The organism is Halomonas alimentaria, assembly GCF_009902005.1.
In the GTDB taxonomy this organism is placed as follows: Bacteria; Pseudomonadota; Gammaproteobacteria; order Pseudomonadales; family Halomonadaceae; genus Halomonas; species Halomonas alimentaria.
Window position 1 is genome coordinate 3,181,726 of sequence record NZ_WUTT01000001.1, and the last position, 18,851, is coordinate 3,200,576.

Sequence of the window (18,851 nt, forward strand, 5' to 3'; positions counted from 1 at the left end):
AAAAAAGGGGCGGCCCGAAGGTCGCCCCAAGTGAGGAGAGAGTGGGAAAGGGTTATTCGGCGTTGGGAAAGAACAGCTGCTGGCCGTTGACGGTGAAGTCACCGATGGCCTGCTGGCCTTCCTCGGAGAGCAGCCACTGATGCCACTGCCCGGCCAGGTCGTGCTTGAGGTGGGGGTGGCGCTCCTCGGAGATCACGAGGCTGCCGTACTGGTTGAAGAGCGCCTCGTCGCCCTCGAACAGCAGTTCGAGATTCTGGGGATTCTCGAAGGCGACCCAGGTGGCGCGGTCGCTCATCACGTAGGCGTCCATGCCGGCGGCGGTGTTCAGGGTCGGCCCCATGCCGCTGCCGAGCTCGCGGTACCACTCGCCGTCAGCCTCGACGCCGGCGGCTTCCCACAGGCGCAGCTCGGCGCGGTTGGTGCCGCTGTCGTCACCCCGGGAGGCGAAGGGCGCCTGGGCCTCGGCGATCAGCTGCAGCGCCTCGGCGATGGTATCGGCATCCGCGATGCCGGCCGGGTCGCCGTCGGGTCCGATAATCACGAAGTCGTTGTACATCACGTCGGCGCGTTCGGTGCCGTAGCCCTCCGCGACGAAGGCCTCTTCGCCGACGGTGTCGTGAACCAGCAGGCTGTCGGCGTCACCACGGCGGGCGATCTCGAAGGCCTGGCCGGTGCCCACGGCCACCACGCGCACCTCGATGCCGGTCTTGCCGGTGAACTTCGGAATGATGGAGTCGAACAACCCCGAGGCCTCGGTGGAGGTGGTAGAGGCCAGGGTGATGTACTGCTCACCATCCTGGGCCTGGGCGGCCATCGAGAGGCCCAGGATGCCGATAGCGGTGAGTGCGATGCGTGCCTTGTGTTGCATGGTCGCTTCCTTGTTGTGTCGGGGGAGAGTTGCCGGGTGGGTTCAGAGAGCCGGGCTAGAGCACCAGCTCTCCGCGGATGAAGGCCCGCGCCTCTTTCGAAGCGGGGGCCGTGAAGAAGGTGGCGGCATCGGTGTGTTCGATCAGCCGACCGGCGTTGAGAAACAGCACCTCGTCCGCCAGGCGACGCGCCTGGTGCAGGTCGTGGCTGCTCATCAGGATGCGGGTGCCGCGACAGTGGAACTCCTGCACCGCATCTTCCACCGCCTTGATGGCGGCGGGGTCCAGAGCCGAGGTGGGTTCGTCGAGGAACAGCACCTCGGGGTCGAGCAGCCAGGCACGGGCCAGGGCCAGGCGCTGCTGCTCCCCGCCGGAGAGGACCCGCGCCGGGCGCTTCTCCAGGGCGGCCAGGCCGAAGCGCTCAAGTGCTTCGCGGGCGCGTGCGCGGCGCTCGGGGCGTGGCGTACCGTTCACCGCCAGGGCGTAGGTGAGGTTGGCAAGCGCCGAGCGCTTGAGCAGCACCGGGCGCTGGAACACCATCGCCTGGCGCGGGGTGCGCCCCTGCCAGTCCACCCGGCCCGCAGAGGGGGCCAGCAGGCCGTGGGCCAGGCGCATCAGCAGGCTCTTGCCGGCGCCGTTGGGGCCCATCACCAGGGTGCGCCGGCAGCCGGTGAGGCGCAGGTCCAGCGGCCCCAGCAGGCGCTGGCCACGGTGAGTGAAGCTGACGCCATGCAGCTCGAGCGCCGGTGTTTCGGTGATGGAGAGCGTGGTCATGTCGTTCATCCCAGCTTTCTCCGCGACGTCTCGCCCACCAGATAGGCGCCGGCGTTGACCAGCGCCACCAGCCCCAGCAGCACGATACCCAGCCCCAGCGCCAGGGGCAGGTCGCCCTTGCTGGTCTCCAGCACGATGGCGGTGGTCATCACCCGGGTGACGCCATCGATGTTGCCACCCACGATCATCACCGCACCCACCTCGGCACTGGCGCGTCCGAAGCCGGCGAGGACCACCGTGACCAGCCCCAGGCGGGCGTCCCACAGCAAGGTAGGGATCATGCGCAGCCGTGACAGCCCCAGGGAGGTGAGCTGCTCGCGATACTCCTGGTGCAGCTCCTCTACCTGCTGGCGCGCCAGGGCGGCGATGATCGGCAGCACCAGCACCAGCTGGGCCACCACCATGGCGGTGGGGGTGAAGAGCAGGCCCAGCTCCCCCAGCGGGCCGGCGCGGGAGAGCAGCAGGTAGACGCACAGGCCCGCCACCACCGGTGGCAGCCCCATCAGGGCATTGAGCGCCACCACCAGGACCCCATGGCCGGGGAAGCGCCACAGCGCCAGCGCCGCGCCCAGCGGCAGACCGATCAGGGTGGCGAGCGCCACGGCGGTCAGTGATACCTGCAGCGACAGGGCCACGATGTTCAGCAGGTCGGGATCGAGTCCGAGGATGAGATTCAGGGCGGTGACGAAGGCACCGGAGTCGCTGGGCATGCAATTCTCCTCTGGTTAGCTGGCATCTTGTGCGCTCAGGTTCCAATATGCATGCGGTGCGGTAATCAGAACATCCAGAAACAGTTATATGCAGCAGGTGAGAAGAACATTGCCCTGTATCCCCGCCCGAGAACCTCAGAGGCGGCCGGGGTGATATTCCCTGCAACCCAGGGAGGAGACGCCGATGGAAGCGAGAGCCACTTACCTGACCACCGCCGAGGTGGCCGACTACCTTCGCCTCAAGGAGCGCAAGGTCTACGACCTGGTGCGACAGGGGGCGATCCCCTGCGTGCGGGTCACCGGCAAGTTGCTGTTTCCGCGCCACAGCATCGACCTGTGGCTGATGAATCATCTGGAGGGCGACCAGGCGACGGCGCGCCCGGTACCGGTGGTCCTGGCCGGCAGCCAGGACCCGCTGCTGGAGTGGGCGGTACGCGAGAGCGGCTCCCAACTGGCGCTGCTCTGCCAGGGCAGCGGTGACGGCGTGCGACGGCTGCTGGAGGGCCAGGCGATGCTCGCCGGGCTGCACCTGCTGGATGCGGCGAGCGGTGGCTACAACCGACCCCAGGCCCTGGGGATGGGCGGGATGCGCGACCTGGTGATGGTGCGTTGGGCGACCCGGCAGCAGGGGTTGCTGCTGGCGCCGGGCAACCCGCTGGGGATCCGACGCCTGGCCGACCTGGCGCGTCGCGAGGTGCGCATCGCCCACCGCCAGCCGGATGCCGGCGCCGGACGCCTGCTGAGCTGGCTGCTGGAGCAGGCGGGGGTGGCGGCGTCACGGTTGCATTTCACGGCCCACCCCTCGCTCTCGGAGGATGACCTGGCGCTGGCGGTGCGCCAGGGGGAAGCGGATGCGGGGCTCGGGGTGGAGGCGGCGGCGCGGCGTCAGGGGCTGACCTTCCTGCCCCTGCACCGGGAGCATTTCGACCTGGCACTACGTCGGCGCAGCTACTTCGAGCCGCCGATCCAGCGACTGCTGGCCTTCGTCCAGGAGCCACGCTTTGCCGAGCGCGCCGAGGCGCTGGGCGGCTACGATCTCGGCGAGCTGGGCAGGGTGGTCTACAACGCCTGAGAGTTATGCCAGGGCTGGGTTCGACCAGTACCGCCCCCCCGTCGGTTGCGGGAAGCGCGTCGCTGTCAGCCCCTTCGCCCTGTTACTCGCGTAGGCAAGGGCCTCAGCAGAGCCGGCTACCAAGCAGCAGCAGGGCGGCGTCCAGCTGATGCCAGCCCCACCATACCAGCGCCAGGGCGGCGGCGGTGAGAGCCGCTGCCGCCACTCGCCAGACCAGTCGACGACTCATGCCTCGACCTCCTGTCGGGCGCCACGCTGAACCGGCGCCTCGCTGATCCACCAGTGCAGCATCGCCGCCGCCACGCCGAGCAGGATGGCCAGCTTCCAGACCACGTCGTAGTCACCCTGCAGGTCATAGAGGAAGCCTCCCAGCCAGACACCCATGAAGGAGCCGAGCTGGTGGAACAGGAAGACGATCCCGCCGAGCATGGATAGGTGCTGGACGCCGAATACCGAGGCGACGATGCCGTTGGTCAGCGGCACCGTGGAAAGCCACAGCAGGCCCATGGCGATGCCGAACAGGTAGGTGCTCGTGGGGCTCAGGGGGGCCATCAGGAAGAGGGTGATGATCACCGCCCGGGTCAGGTAGATCCCGCTCAGCAGGCGCGGCTTCGAGAACCGCCCGCCCAGCCAGCCGGCGACGTAGGTGCCGAAGATATTGAACAGCCCGATCAGCGCCAGCACGGTACTGCCTACCTGGACCGCGATGCCGTTGTCGTAGAGGTAGCCGGGCAGGTGCACGCCGATGAACACCACCTGAAAGCCACACACGAAGAAGCCCATGCAGAGCAGCCAGAAGCCGCAATGGCCGGCGGCCTCGTCGAGCGCCTCGCGCAGGGGCAGGTCACCGGCGGCGGCAGCGGCCGGGCGGTCGCGCAGCAGGGCCCCTAGCGGCAGCATCAGCGCGCCGATGACACCCATGGCCAGCAGCGCCGCTGACCAGCCCAGCCACTCCAGCAGCCCCAGGGTGCCGGGCAGCATGGCGAACTGACCGAAGGAGCCCGCGGCGCTGACGATGCCCATGGCCATGCTGCGTTTTTCCGGCGCCACGGCGCGCCCCACCGCACCCAGTACCACCGAGAAGGTGGTGCCGGAGAGGCCCAGCCCGATCAATACCCCGGCGGAGAGCGTCATGCCCAGCGCCGAGTCGGAGAGCCCCATGCAAAGCAGGCCCAAGGTATAGAGGGCGCCGCCCACCACTACCACGCGTGCGGCGCCGAAGCGGTCGGCCAGGGCGCCGGCAAAGGGCTGCGCGAGACCCCAAAGCAGGTTCTGGATGGCCAGGGCGAAGGCGAAGACGCCCCGGCCCCAGCCCAGTTCGCTGCTCATGGGCTCCAGAAACAGCCCGAAGCCGTGACGCAGGCCCATGGCCAGGGTCACCACCAGGCTGCCGAAGAGGATGATCAATAGGGAGTGGCGGCGCAGGGCATCCATGGGCTCGTCCGATCTTTGCAGGCTAAGGGACTTTACTATGGCGTCTCGCACCGCACTTGGCTAGCGCTGGAGCGCGGCTTCCAGGGTGGCCAGCCGGCCGGGTGCCAGGGCATCCTCCACCGCGGTGATGCGCAGCACATGGCCCAGCGCCGGGTCGGCGGGGCGGGCGATCAGCTTGCCCTCGTCGAGAAGTGACTGGTGTACCCTCGCGGCCAGCTCCGCGCTGGCCAGGCGAACGCCGACGAAATTGGTGGCGCTGGGCAGCACGTCGGCGCCCAGCCCCCGCAGGTGGGCCGCCAGGCGTTCGCGACGTTCGCGCACCGCGGCCACATGGGCCGCGACCTCGGCCGGGTGGTCCAGCACCGTCTCCGCGGCGGCCTGGCTCAGCGTCGACACCGCATAGTGGATGCGCACCTTCATCATCACCGCCAGGGTCTCCGGCTCGGCGATGGCGTAGCCCACGCGCAGCCCGGCGAGGCCGTGGGCCTTGGAGAGGGTGCGCAGGCGTACCACACCGGGGAGTACCCGGCGGCCGAATTCGGCGTCGGCGTCCTCGCGGAAGTCGTGGTAGGCCTCGTCGAGCAGCAGCCAGCAGTCAGCCGGGAGTGCTCGCCGCAGCGCCAGCACGTCCTCGTCGCGGTGCAGGTGACCGCCGGGATTGTCGGGATTGGCCAGGTAGACCAGCCGCGCGTCCTCCTCCCTGGCGGAGCGGGCCAGGGCCTCGAGGTCTGGTGCCAGCCGACCTGGCGCCTCGGCGTAGGGGACCTCGATCACTCGGCAGCCATGGCCGCGGGCGAAGTAGCCGAAAGTGGGGTAGGTGCCCCGGGTGGCGATCACCGTATCGCCGGAGGAGGTGACGGCCCGCAGCGTCAGGGCGATCAGGCTGTCGGCGCCGGCGTCCACCAGCATCGCCTCCAGCGGGATGCCCTTCTGGTTCGCCAGGCGCTGGCGAATCCCCAGTGCCTCGGCATCGCCGTAGCTGTAGACATGCTCGGCCATGGCATCCCCGAAGCGCTCGCGCAGGGCGCGATGGGGCATGTCGAGACCCTCGTTGGAGCCCAGCTGATGGGGGATCTCACGCCCCAGGCGCCGCTCCAGCACGCGCACGCCGGGGAAGGGGTTGTGGGGACCGTCGCCGGTCAGATGATCGGGGAAGCGGGGCATGTCGGCCTCCAGTCGTTGATGCCAGCTGGCTGTTTACCCTATCAGGCTTTGGCGAAGAGATGGACCTTGCCGGCCTCCCCCGCGGGAACTCCGGGTGGCTTATCGGTCGGGCATGTTGCGCGTGCCCGCCACGCCCGGCAGACGCCGGCGCAGGGCGGCCTTGCCCATCATGTGGGCGCTGACCGGGGCGGTGGCGAACAGGAAGATGGTCACCAGCGCCTCCTGGACCGAGATGCCGTCCTGCTGGAGGCTGAAGTAGAGCAGCGAACCGATCAGGGTGCAGCCGACGCCCAGGGTGCTGGCCTTGGTGGGGCCGTGCAGGCGCGTATAGAAGTCGGGCAACTTGGCCAGTCCCCAGGAACCGATCAGCGCCACGACCGCGCCGACCAGCAGGAAGGCTGCGATCACCAGCTGCAGGGGCCAGGTCATGTCGATAGCGATCATTCGATGACGTCCCCCCGCAGCAGGTACTTGCTCATGGCCACGGTGCTGACGAAGCCCATCAGGGCGATCAGCAGGGCCAGCTCGAACAGGATGCCCAGGCCCATCCAGATATCGGCCAGCACGATCAGCGCGATACTGTTGATCATCAGGGTGTCCAGCGCCAGGATCCGATCGACGATGTCCGGGCCGATGGCCAGGCGGTAGAGGTTGAGCAGGGCGGCGATGGCAAACAGCGTCATCGCGATGGGTATCACCACGGCGATCATCGGAAGATCTCCTCGAGCGGCTGCTCGTAGCGTTCACGAATACCGGCGATGGCCTCGGCCTCGTCCTCCAGGTGCAGGGCGTGCACCAGCAGGGTGTTGGTCTCGGCGTCGTAGTGGATGGAGACGGTGCCGGGGGTCAGCGAGATGGTGCTGGCCAGGATGGTGATGGCGAAATCGTCCTCCAGGGCCAGCGGATAGGTGAAGAAGCCGGGCGTCAGGTGCCGGGCGGGTCGCAGGATGCGCAGGGCCACCACCAGGTTGGAGCGCAGGATGTCCATCAGCAGCACCAGCAGGTAGCGCAGCAGCGGCAGGGGGCGGCGGATCCTCGCCTCCTCGGGCCAGAAGGCGTGGGTCACCAGGGGGATCGCCACGCCCAGGACCAGCCCCAGCAGGGCGTGGGCCATGCTGAAGTCGTTGATCATCAGCAACCACAGCAGCGCCAGGAACAGCGAGAACAGCGGGTGCGGCAGCCAGAACTGCCAGTTGCGCATCGATGGCGTCATGGGGTGATCTCCGTGGCGGAGGCGAGGACGTCGGGCAGCACGGCAGCGATATAGCCGTGCGGTGCGAGCAGCTGCTCGGCAGTGAGCTCCAGATAGCCCATTACCGGGTTGCCGAAGGCCGCCAGCAGCGCATTGAGGCCGACCATGCCGCACACCAGTGTCAGCAGGCCGCGCCTGAGCGGATAGGGCCTGGCCATCTCCGCGGGGCGCCAGAACCAGCTGCTGCCGGTACGGCTGATAGCGATGATGACCAGCAGGGCCGAGGCCAGCAGCACGCCCCACAGCCACAGGCCCCGAGGCTCGCTGGCGCTGGCCTGGAGGATCCACGCCTTGCTGACGAAGCCACCGAAGGGCGGCAGCCCCGCCATGGCGATGCCGGCGATGAAGAACAGCGTGCCCAGCACCCGGCGATGCCCGATGGGGCCGGTCGCCGAGAAGCGGTCGTAGCCCTCCTCGCGCTGCTGGCCCAGCAGGTCGGCGAGCAGGAAGAACACCGCGGCCATGCCGGTGCTGTGGATCAGGTAGAACAGAGCGGCGCCCAGGGCGGCCGGGGTCACCAGGCTGATGGTCGCGAGCAGGGTGCCGACCGAGAGGATCACCAGGTAGGCGGACAGGGTGCGCAGGCTGTCCGAGCCCAGCACACCGACACCGCCCAGTGCCAGGGTCAGCAGCGCCAGCGGCCACAGCCAGGCCCAGGCGGTGGCGTTGATAGGTTCCTCGCCCAGCGCGAAGACCAGCAGGAAGACGCGCAGGATGGCGTAGATGCCCACCTTGGTCATGATGGCGAAGAGTGCGGCCACCGGTGCGCTGGCTGCCGAGTAGGCCCGCGGCAGCCAGAACAGCAGCGGCAGGATCGCCGCCTTGATGCCGAACACCACCAGCAGGATCAGGCTGGCGGCGGCGAGCAGCGGTTCGTCTTCCGATGGCGCCTCGGCCACGCGCAGCGCCAGGTCGGCCATGTTGAGGGTGCCGGTGAGGCCGTAGAGGGTGCCCAGTGCGATCAGGAACAGCGCCGAGCCCGCCAGGTTGATGATCACGTAATGCAGCCCGGCGCGGCTGCGGGCACGCCCGCCGCCGTGCAGCAGCAGGGCGTAGGAGGCGATCAGCAGGATCTCGAAGAACACGAAGAGGTTGAAGAGGTCACCGGTGAGGAAGGCGCCGTTGAGGCCGGCCAGCTGAAACTGGAAGAGGGCGTGGAAGTGGGCGCCGCGCTGGTCGGTGCCGCCGCTGGCATAGACCAGGCAACACAGCCCAAGCACCGCGGTCAGGGCCAGCATGATGGCGGCGAGGCGGTCGAGAACCAGCACGATGCCGAACGGGGCCGGCCAGTTTCCCGCCTGGTAGAGCAGGTAGTCGCCCGACCCGGCCGTGGCCAGTGCCCAGATGCCCAGCAATACCAGCCAGCCGGTACTCGCGAAGCCCAGCAGGCGCTGCACGGCAAACGGTGCCCGGTAGCAGAGCAGCTGGCCGGCGCCGGTGAGCAGCGGCAGCAGGATGGGGAGGATCAGGGCGTGGTTCATGCGCGGTCCTCGTCCGGGTTCTCGCCGTCGACATGGTCGTTGCGCAGCTCCACCGCGGCCTTGAGCGCCAGCACCACCACGAAGGCGGTCATGGCGAAGCCGATGACGATGGCGGTGAGCACCAGGGCCTGGGGCAGCGGGTCGGCGGAGCGCTCGGCCAGGCCGATGATGGCCGGGGCGCCGGCCACCAGGCGTCCCGAGGCGAACAGGTAGAGATTGACGGCATGGGAGAGCAGCGTCAGGCCCAGGATCACCGTGAAGGTGCGTGCCCGCAGCAGCAGGTAGACGCCGCAGGTGGTGAGCACGCCCAGGGTGAGCGCGTAGAGCAGTTCCATCAGCCGATCTCCTTGCCGGGGCCGGCCACGGTCATCAGCTTGCCGAGGTTGGCGAGTATCAGCAGCGTGGCCCCGACCACGGTGGCGTAGACCCCGAGGTCGAAGAGCATGGCGGTGGCCAGCTCGAATTCGCCGATCAGCGGCAGGGAGAGGTGGCCATGGGCCGAGGTGAGGAAGGGGAAGCCGAACAGCCAGCTGCCCAGGCCGGTGGTGGTGGCGATCAAAAGACCGGCCCCGATCAGCGGCCGGAAGGCGGTCAGCATGCGCTGCTGCGCCCACACCAGCCCGCCGGCCATGTACTGCAGGGTCAGCGCCACCGCGGTGATCAGCCCGGCGATGAAGCCGCCGCCGGGGAGGTTGTGGCCGCGCAGGAAGATGTAGGCGGAGACCAGCAGGGCGATGGGCAGCACCAGCCGGGCCACCGTGCTGAGCATGATCGGGTGCGGCTCGGCGACCCAGTGGGCGGGATTGGTCTCCACCACCCGCTCCTTGAGGTGCAGGTCGCGGGTGAAGGCGAACACCGCCACGGCGGCGATGCCCAGCACGGTGATCTCGCCCAGGGTGTCGAAGCCGCGGAAGTCCACCAGGATCACGTTGACCACGTTGGTGCCGCCACCACCGGGCACGCTGTTGGCGAGGAAGAAGTCCGAGATCGTCTGCTGGGGCCGGGTCAGGATGGCGAAGCTGAAGGCCGCCACGCCGACGCCCATCAGGCCGGCGATGGCCAGGTCGCGCCCCATGCGCACGCGGGTCGAGCCGCGGGGGGAGGTCTGGGGCAGGAAGGAGAGCGCCAGCATCATGATCACCACCGCCATCACCTCCACCATCAGCTGGGTCAGGGCGAGGTCGGGGGCCGAGAAGCGCGCGAAGGCCACGGTGACGAAGAGCCCGGTGACGCCGAGCAGCAGCAGCGCCGGGAGGCGGTGATGGTGATAGACCACCACGCCGATCGCCGCCAGGCAGAGCAGGAGCGCCGCCAGCAGGGTCAGCGGGTCGAGCGGGGCGAGTGCCACGCCGCCATCCCAGTGGGTCACGGCGAGCAGTTCAAGGCCTACCAGCACCACCAGGGTGGCCATGATGAAGGTCAGGTAGCGCTGCAGGGAGCCGTTTTCCAGCTGGAAGACCCGCTGCTGGGAGAGGGCGATGGTGCGGCGCATGATCCAGTCGAAGATCTCCTTGGCGTCGACCTGGGGCAGCCGCGCGTGCAGCCGGAACAGCGGGTCGCGCAGGTGGTAGAAGAGCGCGCCGCCGGCCAGGGCGAACAGGCTCATGAGCATCGGTACGCTGCCGCCCAGCGTGGTGAAGTCGTAGGGTGCGACGACCGCCTGACGGGCGGCGGCGAAGGCGGGGTGGACCAGCACCGAATAGAGGGGCTCCGGCGCCAGTCCCACCAGCAGCGTGGCCGCGGCGAGCAGCACGATGGGCGACAGCGCCGCCCCGCGCGGTGCTGCGGGGGGCCATGTGGGCAGGTTCACCGGTCGGCCGTTGAAGAAGACGTTGTGGAAGATGCGGATCGCGTAGGCCACCGAGAAGAGGGCGGCCAGGGCCACCCAGGCGGGGATCACCACGGCCGCCCAGTCGGGGGTGGAGATCAGCAGACTCTCGGTGAACAGCATCTTCTTGCTCAGGTAGCCGCTCATCAGTGGCAGGCCGGCCATGGCGGCGGCGGAGATGCCCGAGAGCACCATCAGCGCGGGCATGAAGCGCCACATGCCGTTGATCCGTCGCATGTCACGGGTGCCGGTGGCGTGCTCCACGTAGCCCGCCATCATGAACAGCGGCGCCTTGAACAGCGCGTGGCACACCAGGTGGAAGAGTGCCGCCGCCAGTGCCATGGGGGTGCCCAGCCCCAGCAGCAGCATGATCAGCCCCAGGTGGGAGACCGTCGAGTAGGCGAGCAGCCCCTTCATGTCGTGCATGAACATGGCCACGAAGGCGCCCAGCATCAGCGTCATCATCCCGGTCAGGGTGACCAGGTGGAACCACAGCGAGGTGTCGGCGAGCGCCGGGTGCAGACGTGCGAGCAGGAACAGCCCCGCCTTGACCATGGTGGCGCTGTGCAGGTAGGCGGAGACCGGGGTGGGCGCCGTCATGGCGTGGGGCAGCCACAGGTGGAACGGGAACTGGGCCGACTTGGTGAAGGCGCCCAGCAGGATCAGGTTGAGCATCAGGCCATAGTGCTCGTGGGCGCGGATGCGATCGCCGGCCTCGAGCACCACCGAGAGCTCATGGCTGCCGGCGGCCTGGCCCAGCAGCACCACGCCGCCGAGCAGCGCCAGGCCACCGCCAGCGGTGATCACCAGCGACATGCGGGCACCGAGCCGGGCCGCATGGTCGTGGCTGTGGTAGCCGATCAGCAGGAAGGAGACCAGGCTGGTCAGCTCCCAGAACACCAGCAGGAACAGCAGGTTCTCGGAGAGCACGATGCCCAGCATCGCCGCCATGAACAGCAGGATCAGGGTGAAGAAGCGCGCCGAGGTGTCGCTGCCCGCGAAGTAGTAGCGCGCATAGAGCAGGATCAGGCAGCCGATCCCGGTGATCAACAGGGCGAACAGCAGGCCCAGGCCGTCGAGGCGGAAGGCCACGTCGAGGCCCAGTGCCGGCAGCCAGGAGAGTCGCTGGACCACGGCCTCTTCGTTGCCCATGACATGCGGCAGCCAGCTGAGCAGAAGCAGCAGACAGAAGAGGGCGGGAAGGGCGGAGACCGAGGCCAGCAGTCGCGAGGAGCGTCCCTGCAGCAGGGCAGGCAGACAGGCGCCGGTCAGCGGCAGCAGGACGATCAGTACAAGCGGCATGGGACTCGCCTCCCTGTCCGACATGGGTTCCTCACCACACTATAGAGGCCACTGCGGCTTGGGCAGGCTGTGGCTTCAACGCTGGCGTGGCATCGGGGACGGGTCATCTGTCGCGGGCGTTGAAGTGTTGCGACCCCGCGGGCAGGCGCTATCGGCAGCGACGTTCTAGGCTGGGTAACAGGCCAGCGCCACAGGCGCTGCCATTGCCGCATCCGATAACGACAACACCGAGAGGCAAGCCCATGCGTAGCACGATGTTTCCCCGCCTGACCGCCCTGGCGGCCCTGCCGCTGGCCATGGCGGCGGCCCAGGTCCAGGCCGAGGAGATGGCCATCGCCACCATCCTTCCCGAGGACATGAGCAACAACGAGGTCTATCCGGCTCTGATCCAGTTCAAGAACCTGGTTGAGACTCGCACCAATGGCGAGATCACCGTGTCGATTTTCGGCAACAGCCAGCTGGGCTCCGAGGTGGAGACCGCGTCCGAGGTCCAGGGCGGGCGCACCCTGCAGTCCACCATCATCACCACCGGTGCCATGTCGTCCTTCTATGACGACTATCAGCTGATGACTGCGCCCTTCATCTTCGACAACTGGCGTCAGGCCTGGGCCTTCTTCGATGGGGAGTGGTTTGCCGACTTCATGTCGGGGACCATCGAGGAGACCAACATGCGTTACCTGGGCACCTTCGATGACGGCGGCGGCTTCGTGGCCTTCACCAACAACGAGCGCCCGATCAAGACCGTGGAGGATCTCGAGGGGCTCAATATCCGCACCGAGGAGAACCCGGGACACGTGGCGATCATGAAGTCGCTGGGCGCCTCGGCCACACCGCTGCCCTGGGGCGAGGTGATCACCGCCCTGGAGACCGGCCTGGCCGACGGCCAGTTCAACGCGCCGGTGCTCAACACCACCTTCAACTTCGACGAGGTGACGGACTACACCACCCTGACCGGGCACGTCTACAACAGCGCCGCCTGGCTGGTCAGCGAGGAGTGGTTCCAGAGCCTGACCGAGGAGCAGCAGCAGGCCATCGTCACTTCGGCCCGCGAGGCCATCGCCATCGGCCACGGCATGTCCGGGGCGCTGGCCACCGCCAGCTGGGTGGAGTCCTGCGAGCGCTTCGAGGAGTGCTACATCATGCCTCCCGAGGAGCGGGCGCGCATGGCGGAGATCGCCACCCCGGCCTGGAAGGAGTGGATCGTCAACGACTTCGGCATCGAGGAGGAGAAGGTCGACGCCTTCCTCGCCGAGGTCGCCCGGGTCGGCGAGGCGGTGGTCGAGAACGACATGGCCAACTATGGCCAGTGAGTGTCGACGCCGAGTGATCGGCCCCGGTGATCGCCGGGGTCGGTGAGCCGGCAGGCGTGCGTGCGCCTGCCTCTTGATGCGACCGACCTGCGGGTCGGCCGTCGATGTCTCCGAGGTACTCCGATGCCCCTCCTCCAGCCATTGCGCCGCCTGAGTGATGCGGTGAACCAGGTGGCGATCGTGACGTGTGTGGCCTGCGTGCTGATCATGCTGGGCATCTCCTTCACGGCTTTCCTCTACAAGCTGGCCACCGGCAGCACCCTGAGCTGGACCTACTCCCTGGCCCGGCTATTCCTGCCCTGGATCGGCTTCCTCTCCATGACCATCTCGCTGCGCTACGGCGAGCACGTGGCCATGACCCTGCTGGTGCGCAGTCTGCCGCGCGTGCTGCTCCAGGTGGCGGCGGGGCTCTGCCTCGGCGTGATCGCGCTGTTCGCGTTGATGCTGGTCTGGTACGGCTGGGACTACTTCCAGGGGGCCTCCCAGGTCTACATGGTCTCCGACCAGATCCAGATATCCGCCAAGTTCACCGCCATCGTGATCCCGATCAGCGGGGTCATCATCCTGCTGCACCTGGTGCAGGGCTTCGACCTGCTGGAACACTTCATCGATGACGAGTCCACGATCGATGAGCTGATCGAGACCGCCGACGGGGAGCACCGCCCATGATGCCCGCAATCATTGCCTTCGTCGTGCTGCTGCTGATCGGTGCCCCGGTCGCCGTGGTGATGGCCATGTCGGGGCTGGCCGGTGGCTTCGCCATGGGCGGCGAGCGCATGCTCGGCATCATCGCCGACCGCATGTTCGCCGGTGTCTCCGGCTTCCTGCTGATTGCCGTGCCCTATTTCATCTTCACCGCCGAGCTGATGAACCAGGGTGGCCTGACCCAGAAGCTGATCGCCTTTAACAACGCCCTGTTCGGGCGGGTACGCGGGGCGCTCTCCCACGTCAATATCTCGGTGTCGGTGTTCTTCGCCGGCCTGACCGGGGCGGCGATCACCGATACCGTGGCGATCGGCAAGATCATGATCCCGGAGATGAAGGAGCAGGGCTATGACGCCGAGTACGCCGCGGCGATCACCGCCTGCTCGTCGATCATCGGGCCGATCATCCCGCCCAGCGTGGTGATGGTGGTCTATGCGACCCTGCTGCGTGATATCTCGGTGATCGACCTCTTCGCCGGGGGCATCATCCCCGGCCTGCTGATGGCCCTGGCGCTGCTCGCGGTGAGCTTCTTCCTGGCTTGGAAGCGGGGCTACCCCAAGCAGGCCCCCACGCCGCTCAAGGTGGCGGCCGTGGCCTTCCTGGTGGCGCTGCCGGCGATGATCGTGCCGCTGATCATCCTCGGTGGCATCCTCTCCGGGCTGACCACCATCACCGAGGCCTCGGGCTTTGCCGCCGTCTATGCCATCGCCATCGGCGTGATCTTCTACCGTAACCTCTCCTGGCAGAAGATCTGGCATGCCCTGGTGGTTACGGTGCGCTTCTCGGGGGTGGTGTTCTTCCTGCTGGCGACCTCGGCGGTGCTCGGCTGGTTCGTCACCCGTTCCGGCATCGCCCGGGACGCGGCCGGCCTGATCACCACCTTCAGCGACTCGACCTTCCTGCAGCTGCTGCTGGTCTGCGGCCTGCTGATCCTGATCGGCACCGTCATGGACGTGCTGCCGGCACTGGTGGTGGTGGCCCCGGTGCTGGTGCCGGCGATGATCCAGCTCGGCGTCGACCCGCTGCACTTCGCGATCCTGATGATCGTGGTGCTCAATATCTCCAACGTCACGCCGCCGGTGGGGATGACGCTGATGACGGCGGCGCGGATCGCCAACGTGCCCTTCGAACGGGCGATCATCGCCTCGCTGCCGTTCTACGTAGCCTTCATCGTGGTGATCCTGCTGCTGGTCACCTTCCCGTCGCTCTCCACCTGGATTCCCTCGCTGCTGGGCTAGGCAAGCAGCGATTGGAACCCCTCTACCACCCCGGCCAGGAGTGCAATGTTGCCGGCCGGCTTCCTGCAAGGAGACTCCCATGCGCATCACCTATCACGACAGCAATGCCCGCATGAGCCAGGCCACGGTGCACAACGGCACCGTCTACCTGGCCGGCCAGGTGCCCGATGACACCAGCGCCGACATGCGCGGCCAGACCGAGCAGGTGCTGGCCAAGATCGACCGTCAGCTGGCCGCTGCCGGGACCAGCAAGGAGCATCTGCTCAGCGCCCTGGTATGGGTGACCGACATGGGCGAGTTCGCCGAGATGAACGCGGCCTGGGATGCCTGGGTGGCGCCGGGACGCCCGCCGGCGCGGGCCGCCACCGAGGCCAGGCTGGCGCTTCCCGAGTTCAAGGTGGAGATCATGGTCACCGCGGCACTGCCGAGCGCATGATGACGCGCGCCACCACCGGCTTCTTCTGGCATGAGCGCTGCTTCTGGCACGACCCGGGGGCCATCGGGGTCTTCTCCGCTCCCGGCGAGTTCCTGCAGCCGCAGCCCGCCTCGGAGAGCCCGGAGAGCAAGCGGCGGCTGAAGAACCTGCTGGAGGTCTCCGGCCTGATCGATCAGCTGGCGGTATGCAAGCCGCCGCCGGCGCGCCGCGAGGATCTCGAGCGCTTCCATACGTCCCGCTACCTGGAGGCGCTGGCGGCCGGTGATCGGGCCGGCGGCGGTGACGGCGGCGACTGCGCCCCCTATATGCCGGGTAGCGTGGCCGCCGCTTGCCAGTCGGCGGGCCTGGCCATCGCCGCGGTGGAGGCCGTGGCCAGCGGGGAGCAGCGGCGCGCCTATGCGCTCTGCCGTCCCCCCGGTCACCACGCCGAGGCCGACCGCGGCCGGGGCTTCTGCCTGCTGGGCAATATTCCGGTGGCCGTGATGCGGGCGCGTGCCCTGGGCCAGGCAGGGCGCGTGGCGATCCTCGACTGGGATGTGCACCACGGCAATGGCCAGCAAGCGGCGTTCTACGCCGACCCCGAGGTGTTCACGGTGTCGATCCATCAGGCGGGCAACTATCCGCTGGATACCGGCACCTTCGAGGAGCAGGGGGAGGGGGCCGGCATGGGCGCCTGCCTCAACCTGCCGCTGCCGCCCGGCTGCGGCCTCGGCGCCTATGACCACGCCATGACCGAGCTGGTGCTGCCGGCACTCGAGGCCTTCGACCCCGAGCTGATCGTGGTGGCTTGCGGCTATGACGCCTGTGCCAAGGACCCGCTCGGCAAGATGCTGCTCAACAGCGCGGCCTTCGCGCGCATGACCGCCCAGATCAGGGACCTGGCCGAACGCGTCTGCGATGGGCGCCTGGTGATGGTCCACGAGGGCGGCTACTCCGAGGGTTATGTGCCACTGTGCGGCCACGCGGTGATCCAGACCCTGGCCGACAGCGATATCTGCGTACCCGATCCCCAGAACGACGAGATCGCCGCCTGGGCCTACCAGGCCTTGCAGCCCCACCAGCGCGAGCTGATCGATGGCTGGCGTGCGGCCTGGGCAGCGGCCGGTCGGCTCTGACCTTCGCCTTCGATCACCGACTCTTTGACTACAGGAACCCGCACCCATGACACCGCTCTTCGATCGCGACGGCTGGATCTGGCATGACGGCGAGTGGCTGGCGTGGCGCGATGCCCGCACCCATATGCTGACCCATAGCCTGCACTACGGCATGGGCTGCTTCGAGGGCGTGCGCGCCTACGCTGGCCCGCGGGGCACGCACCTGTTCCGGGTGGCGGAGCACACCCGCCGGCTGCTGGATAGCGCCCACGCTCTAGATATACCGTTATCTTACGACGACGAGACGTTGATCCAGGCCCAACGCCAATGCCTGGCGCGCAACGGCCTGAGCAGCGCCTATCTCAAGCCCACGGTGTATCTCGGCGCCGAGGGGCTGGGCCTTCGGGCGAAGGGGCTCACCACCCATGTGATGATTTCCGCCTGGGACCTGGGCGACTATATCTCGCCCGAGGCCGCCGCCATCGGCCTGCGTGCGCTGACCTCCTCCTGGGCGCGCCACCACGTCAACATCAGCCTGTGCCGGGCCAAGACCAACGGCCACTACGTCAACTCGATGTTGGCGCTCAACACCGCGGTGAAGGCGGGCTTCGACGAGACAATCATGCTCGACCCGGAGGGCTATGTCGCCGAGGCCTCGGCGGCCAACGTCTTCCTGCTGCGCGACGGCGTGCTGCATACCCCGGAGGTGACCTCCTGCCTGCAGGGCATCACTCGCGACAGCGTGATCCACCTGGCCCGCGACGTGCTGGGCATCGAAGTCCAGGAGCGGCGCATCACCCGCGACGAGCTCTATATCGCCGATGAGGCCTTCGTCACCGGCACCGCCGCGGAGATCCTGCCGCTGCGCGAACTCGATGGCCGTCATACCGGCGGGCGTGCCGGGGCCCCGGCGGTGGGCGAGCCCATCGCCGCGGACTCGGTGACCGCGCGCCTGCAGCGGCTCTACCGCGATGTCACGCGTGGCCAGCCGGGGCCGGCCACGGAGGCCTTCGGCGAGTGGCTGACGCCGGTGTGACGCGTTGAGGTTTGTCGTGGTGGGGCGTGGTAGCCTGGCGACAGGCCGAAGGGAGTCCGCCCATGTCGCTGTTGCTCGATCTCGCCCTGCGCCTGGTGCTGCTGGCGTGTTCGCTATGGGGCGGCCTGGCGCTGCTGCATCGCTTTCCCGCCGGTATTTCCCTTCGCCGTCTCTCCGCCCTTGCCTGGCTACTGTTGGGTGGCCTCTGCCTGGTGTGGCACTGGCAGGGCGCCAGGCTGTGGCCGACCCTGGTGATGGCGGTGAGCATGGCGCTGCTGCTGGGCTGGTGGCGGCGACTGGCGCCGGCAAGCGATCTGGCGTGGGCCGACGATGTGGCATACCTGGCGACCGGCCACCGCCAGGGCGAGCGGCTGGTTCTCGACCATGTGCGCTGCTTCGACTGGCTCAGCCGTGACGAGGCGAAGGTGGCCTGGGAGCGGCGTGAGTATGACCTCCGGCGACTGGCCTCACTGGATCTGTTTGTCTCAGGCTGGGGTCGGCCGGGTATTGCCCACGTGCTGCTCTCCTTCGGCTTCGCCGATGAGCAGGGCCGCATCGATGACTTCGTGGCCTTTTCGGTGGAGGTGCGTCGCGAGCGCGATGAGCCCTTCTCGGAGATCGGCGGGTTCTTCAAGCGCTTCGAGCTGGCGATCATCGCCGCCGATGAGCGTGACGCGGTGCGCCTGCGCAGCAACGTGCGCGGCGAAACGGTGACCCTCTATCGGGTTCTGCTCGGCCAGCACGAGCGTCGCGAGCTGCTGCTGGCACTGGTGGAGCAGGCCAGCCGGCTGGAGCGTGAGCCGCGCTTCTATCACACCATCACCGCCAACTGTACCACCCTGGTCTACGCCCTGATGCGACGCATCATCGAGGGACTGCCGCTGGACCATCGGCTGCTGCTCAGCGGGCTCCTTCCCGGCTATGTCTTTGATCATGGTGGCCTGGTGCCTGGCGTCTCCCTGGGCGAGCTCAAGCGCTGCGGTGATATCACCCAACGCGCCGTCGCGGCCCATGATGATCCCGACTTCTCCCGAAGGATTCGCGAGGGCGTGCCAGGGTGGTTTGACGGATCCGACCCCCTGGCATAGCTTCAAGTCAGGCCGTGGTGTCAGATCGCGCTGCGGCCAGATGGCAAGCCTGCCATCGAGG

The 18,851-nt window shown here is 68.1% G+C and carries 20 protein-coding genes; 8 read left to right on the forward strand and 12 right to left on the reverse strand.

What is annotated here, in order from left to right; all coding sequences use genetic code 11:
• Nucleotides 1–52: 52 nt before the first annotated feature.
• Genes GRB96_RS14975 through GRB96_RS14985 form a run of 3 tightly spaced genes read right to left on the reverse strand, consistent with a single transcriptional unit; the run spans nucleotide 53 to nucleotide 2,350 of the window.
• Nucleotides 53–868 carry an ABC transporter substrate-binding protein gene (locus tag GRB96_RS14975; protein WP_161432866.1) on the reverse strand — a complete coding sequence of 272 codons (816 nt, stop codon included), beginning with the start codon at nucleotides 866–868 and terminating at the stop codon, nucleotides 53–55.
• Between the two features lie 55 nt (nucleotides 869–923).
• A complete protein-coding gene (locus GRB96_RS14980; protein WP_240894184.1) occupies nucleotides 924–1,649 on the reverse strand; it encodes an ATP-binding cassette domain-containing protein in 726 nt (241 codons plus the stop codon).
• Nucleotides 1,646–2,350 carry an ABC transporter permease gene (locus tag GRB96_RS14985; protein ID WP_161432867.1) on the reverse strand — a complete coding sequence of 235 codons (705 nt, stop codon included), beginning with the start codon at nucleotides 2,348–2,350 and terminating at the stop codon, nucleotides 1,646–1,648. The genes GRB96_RS14980 and GRB96_RS14985 overlap by 4 nt, the downstream gene beginning before the upstream one ends.
• A 184-nt stretch (nucleotides 2,351–2,534) precedes the next feature.
• Between GRB96_RS14985 and GRB96_RS14990 the strand changes: the two genes are divergently transcribed.
• Nucleotides 2,535–3,422 (forward strand): helix-turn-helix transcriptional regulator, encoded by an 888-nt coding sequence (locus GRB96_RS14990; RefSeq protein WP_161432868.1) that lies wholly within the window; start codon nucleotides 2,535–2,537, stop codon nucleotides 3,420–3,422.
• Between the two features lie 103 nt (nucleotides 3,423–3,525).
• On the opposite strand, the gene GRB96_RS15775 is transcribed toward GRB96_RS14990, so the two are convergent.
• From GRB96_RS15775 to GRB96_RS15030, 9 genes are all read right to left on the reverse strand, one after another.
• A complete protein-coding gene (locus GRB96_RS15775) occupies nucleotides 3,526–3,651 on the reverse strand; it encodes a hypothetical protein (protein ID WP_023006741.1) in 126 nt (41 codons plus the stop codon).
• The gene (locus GRB96_RS14995; RefSeq protein WP_161432869.1) at nucleotides 3,648–4,856 is read right to left on the reverse strand and encodes an MFS transporter; all 1,209 of its coding nucleotides are present in this window, start codon (nucleotides 4,854–4,856) and stop codon (nucleotides 3,648–3,650) included. Before GRB96_RS14995 ends, GRB96_RS15775 begins: the two co-directional genes overlap by 4 nt.
• Before the next feature lie 60 nt (nucleotides 4,857–4,916).
• Nucleotides 4,917–6,020 carry a pyridoxal phosphate-dependent aminotransferase gene (locus GRB96_RS15000; RefSeq protein WP_161432870.1) on the reverse strand — a complete coding sequence of 368 codons (1,104 nt, stop codon included), beginning with the start codon at nucleotides 6,018–6,020 and terminating at the stop codon, nucleotides 4,917–4,919.
• 99 nt (nucleotides 6,021–6,119) lie between these two features.
• Entirely contained in the window at nucleotides 6,120–6,464 is a 345-nt protein-coding gene (locus GRB96_RS15005; protein ID WP_232911090.1) for a Na+/H+ antiporter subunit G, read from the reverse strand.
• A complete protein-coding gene (locus GRB96_RS15010) occupies nucleotides 6,461–6,730 on the reverse strand; it encodes a K+/H+ antiporter subunit F (RefSeq protein ID WP_161432871.1) in 270 nt (89 codons plus the stop codon). Before GRB96_RS15010 ends, GRB96_RS15005 begins: the two co-directional genes overlap by 4 nt.
• The gene (locus GRB96_RS15015) at nucleotides 6,727–7,233 is read right to left on the reverse strand and encodes a Na+/H+ antiporter subunit E (protein WP_240894185.1); all 507 of its coding nucleotides are present in this window, start codon (nucleotides 7,231–7,233) and stop codon (nucleotides 6,727–6,729) included. The genes GRB96_RS15010 and GRB96_RS15015 overlap by 4 nt, the downstream gene beginning before the upstream one ends.
• The gene (locus GRB96_RS15020) at nucleotides 7,230–8,753 is read right to left on the reverse strand and encodes a monovalent cation/H+ antiporter subunit D (RefSeq protein ID WP_161432872.1); all 1,524 of its coding nucleotides are present in this window, start codon (nucleotides 8,751–8,753) and stop codon (nucleotides 7,230–7,232) included. Before GRB96_RS15020 ends, GRB96_RS15015 begins: the two co-directional genes overlap by 4 nt.
• Nucleotides 8,750–9,088, reverse strand: a complete 339-nt coding sequence (locus GRB96_RS15025; RefSeq protein ID WP_161432873.1) for a Na+/H+ antiporter subunit C — start codon at nucleotides 9,086–9,088, stop codon at nucleotides 8,750–8,752. Before GRB96_RS15025 ends, GRB96_RS15020 begins: the two co-directional genes overlap by 4 nt.
• Nucleotides 9,088–11,883 (reverse strand): monovalent cation/H+ antiporter subunit A, encoded by a 2,796-nt coding sequence (locus GRB96_RS15030; protein ID WP_161432874.1) that lies wholly within the window; start codon nucleotides 11,881–11,883, stop codon nucleotides 9,088–9,090. The genes GRB96_RS15025 and GRB96_RS15030 overlap by 1 nt, the downstream gene beginning before the upstream one ends.
• A gap of 242 nt (nucleotides 11,884–12,125) precedes the next feature.
• Between GRB96_RS15030 and dctP the strand changes: the two genes are divergently transcribed.
• The 7 genes from dctP (at nucleotide 12,126) to GRB96_RS15065 (ending at nucleotide 18,790) form a co-directional block, all read left to right on the forward strand.
• Complete coding sequence (dctP, locus tag GRB96_RS15035; RefSeq protein WP_161432875.1) at nucleotides 12,126–13,193, forward strand: TRAP transporter substrate-binding protein DctP; 1,068 nt, start codon at nucleotides 12,126–12,128, stop codon at nucleotides 13,191–13,193.
• A gap of 123 nt (nucleotides 13,194–13,316) precedes the next feature.
• Entirely contained in the window at nucleotides 13,317–13,862 is a 546-nt protein-coding gene (locus GRB96_RS15040; RefSeq protein WP_161432876.1) for a TRAP transporter small permease, read from the forward strand.
• Nucleotides 13,859–15,136 carry a TRAP transporter large permease gene (locus GRB96_RS15045; RefSeq protein WP_161432877.1) on the forward strand — a complete coding sequence of 426 codons (1,278 nt, stop codon included), beginning with the start codon at nucleotides 13,859–13,861 and terminating at the stop codon, nucleotides 15,134–15,136. The genes GRB96_RS15040 and GRB96_RS15045 overlap by 4 nt, the downstream gene beginning before the upstream one ends.
• Before the next feature lie 79 nt (nucleotides 15,137–15,215).
• Entirely contained in the window at nucleotides 15,216–15,572 is a 357-nt protein-coding gene (locus GRB96_RS15050; RefSeq protein ID WP_161432878.1) for a RidA family protein, read from the forward strand.
• On the forward strand, nucleotides 15,569–16,687 hold the full coding sequence (locus GRB96_RS15055; RefSeq protein WP_420841767.1) for a class II histone deacetylase: 1,119 nt from the start codon (nucleotides 15,569–15,571) through the stop codon (nucleotides 16,685–16,687). The genes GRB96_RS15050 and GRB96_RS15055 overlap by 4 nt, the downstream gene beginning before the upstream one ends.
• Before the next feature lie 46 nt (nucleotides 16,688–16,733).
• Nucleotides 16,734–17,702 carry a branched-chain amino acid transaminase gene (locus tag GRB96_RS15060; protein WP_161432880.1) on the forward strand — a complete coding sequence of 323 codons (969 nt, stop codon included), beginning with the start codon at nucleotides 16,734–16,736 and terminating at the stop codon, nucleotides 17,700–17,702.
• Nucleotides 17,703–17,764: 62 nt separating this feature from the next.
• Nucleotides 17,765–18,790 carry an Lnb N-terminal periplasmic domain-containing protein gene (locus GRB96_RS15065; protein WP_161432881.1) on the forward strand — a complete coding sequence of 342 codons (1,026 nt, stop codon included), beginning with the start codon at nucleotides 17,765–17,767 and terminating at the stop codon, nucleotides 18,788–18,790.
• The last annotated feature ends 61 nt before the right edge of the window (nucleotides 18,791–18,851 follow it).

Coding starts and splice junctions, on each gene's coding strand:
- GRB96_RS14975 (WP_161432866.1), bottom strand. CDS start 868: ATGCAACACAAGGCACGCATCGCACTCACCGCTATCGGCATCCTGGGC.
- GRB96_RS14980 (WP_240894184.1), bottom strand. CDS start 1,649: ATGAACGACATGACCACGCTCTCCATCACCGAAACACCGGCGCTCGAG.
- GRB96_RS14985 (WP_161432867.1), bottom strand. CDS start 2,350: ATGCCCAGCGACTCCGGTGCCTTCGTCACCGCCCTGAATCTCATCCTC.
- GRB96_RS14990 (WP_161432868.1), top strand. CDS start 2,535: ATGGAAGCGAGAGCCACTTACCTGACCACCGCCGAGGTGGCCGACTAC.
- GRB96_RS15775 (WP_023006741.1), bottom strand. CDS start 3,651: ATGAGTCGTCGACTGGTCTGGCGAGTGGCGGCAGCGGCTCTCACCGCC.
- GRB96_RS14995 (WP_161432869.1), bottom strand. CDS start 4,856: ATGGATGCCCTGCGCCGCCACTCCCTATTGATCATCCTCTTCGGCAGC.
- GRB96_RS15000 (WP_161432870.1), bottom strand. CDS start 6,020: ATGCCCCGCTTCCCCGATCATCTGACCGGCGACGGTCCCCACAACCCC.
- GRB96_RS15005 (WP_232911090.1), bottom strand. CDS start 6,464: ATGATCGCTATCGACATGACCTGGCCCCTGCAGCTGGTGATCGCAGCC.
- GRB96_RS15010 (WP_161432871.1), bottom strand. CDS start 6,730: ATGATCGCCGTGGTGATACCCATCGCGATGACGCTGTTTGCCATCGCC.
- GRB96_RS15015 (WP_240894185.1), bottom strand. CDS start 7,233: ATGACGCCATCGATGCGCAACTGGCAGTTCTGGCTGCCGCACCCGCTG.
- GRB96_RS15020 (WP_161432872.1), bottom strand. CDS start 8,753: ATGAACCACGCCCTGATCCTCCCCATCCTGCTGCCGCTGCTCACCGGC.
- GRB96_RS15025 (WP_161432873.1), bottom strand. CDS start 9,088: ATGGAACTGCTCTACGCGCTCACCCTGGGCGTGCTCACCACCTGCGGC.
- GRB96_RS15030 (WP_161432874.1), bottom strand. CDS start 11,883: ATGCCGCTTGTACTGATCGTCCTGCTGCCGCTGACCGGCGCCTGTCTG.
- dctP (WP_161432875.1), top strand. CDS start 12,126: ATGCGTAGCACGATGTTTCCCCGCCTGACCGCCCTGGCGGCCCTGCCG.
- GRB96_RS15040 (WP_161432876.1), top strand. CDS start 13,317: ATGCCCCTCCTCCAGCCATTGCGCCGCCTGAGTGATGCGGTGAACCAG.
- GRB96_RS15045 (WP_161432877.1), top strand. CDS start 13,859: ATGATGCCCGCAATCATTGCCTTCGTCGTGCTGCTGCTGATCGGTGCC.
- GRB96_RS15050 (WP_161432878.1), top strand. CDS start 15,216: ATGCGCATCACCTATCACGACAGCAATGCCCGCATGAGCCAGGCCACG.
- GRB96_RS15055 (WP_420841767.1), top strand. CDS start 15,569: ATGATGACGCGCGCCACCACCGGCTTCTTCTGGCATGAGCGCTGCTTC.
- GRB96_RS15060 (WP_161432880.1), top strand. CDS start 16,734: ATGACACCGCTCTTCGATCGCGACGGCTGGATCTGGCATGACGGCGAG.
- GRB96_RS15065 (WP_161432881.1), top strand. CDS start 17,765: ATGTCGCTGTTGCTCGATCTCGCCCTGCGCCTGGTGCTGCTGGCGTGT.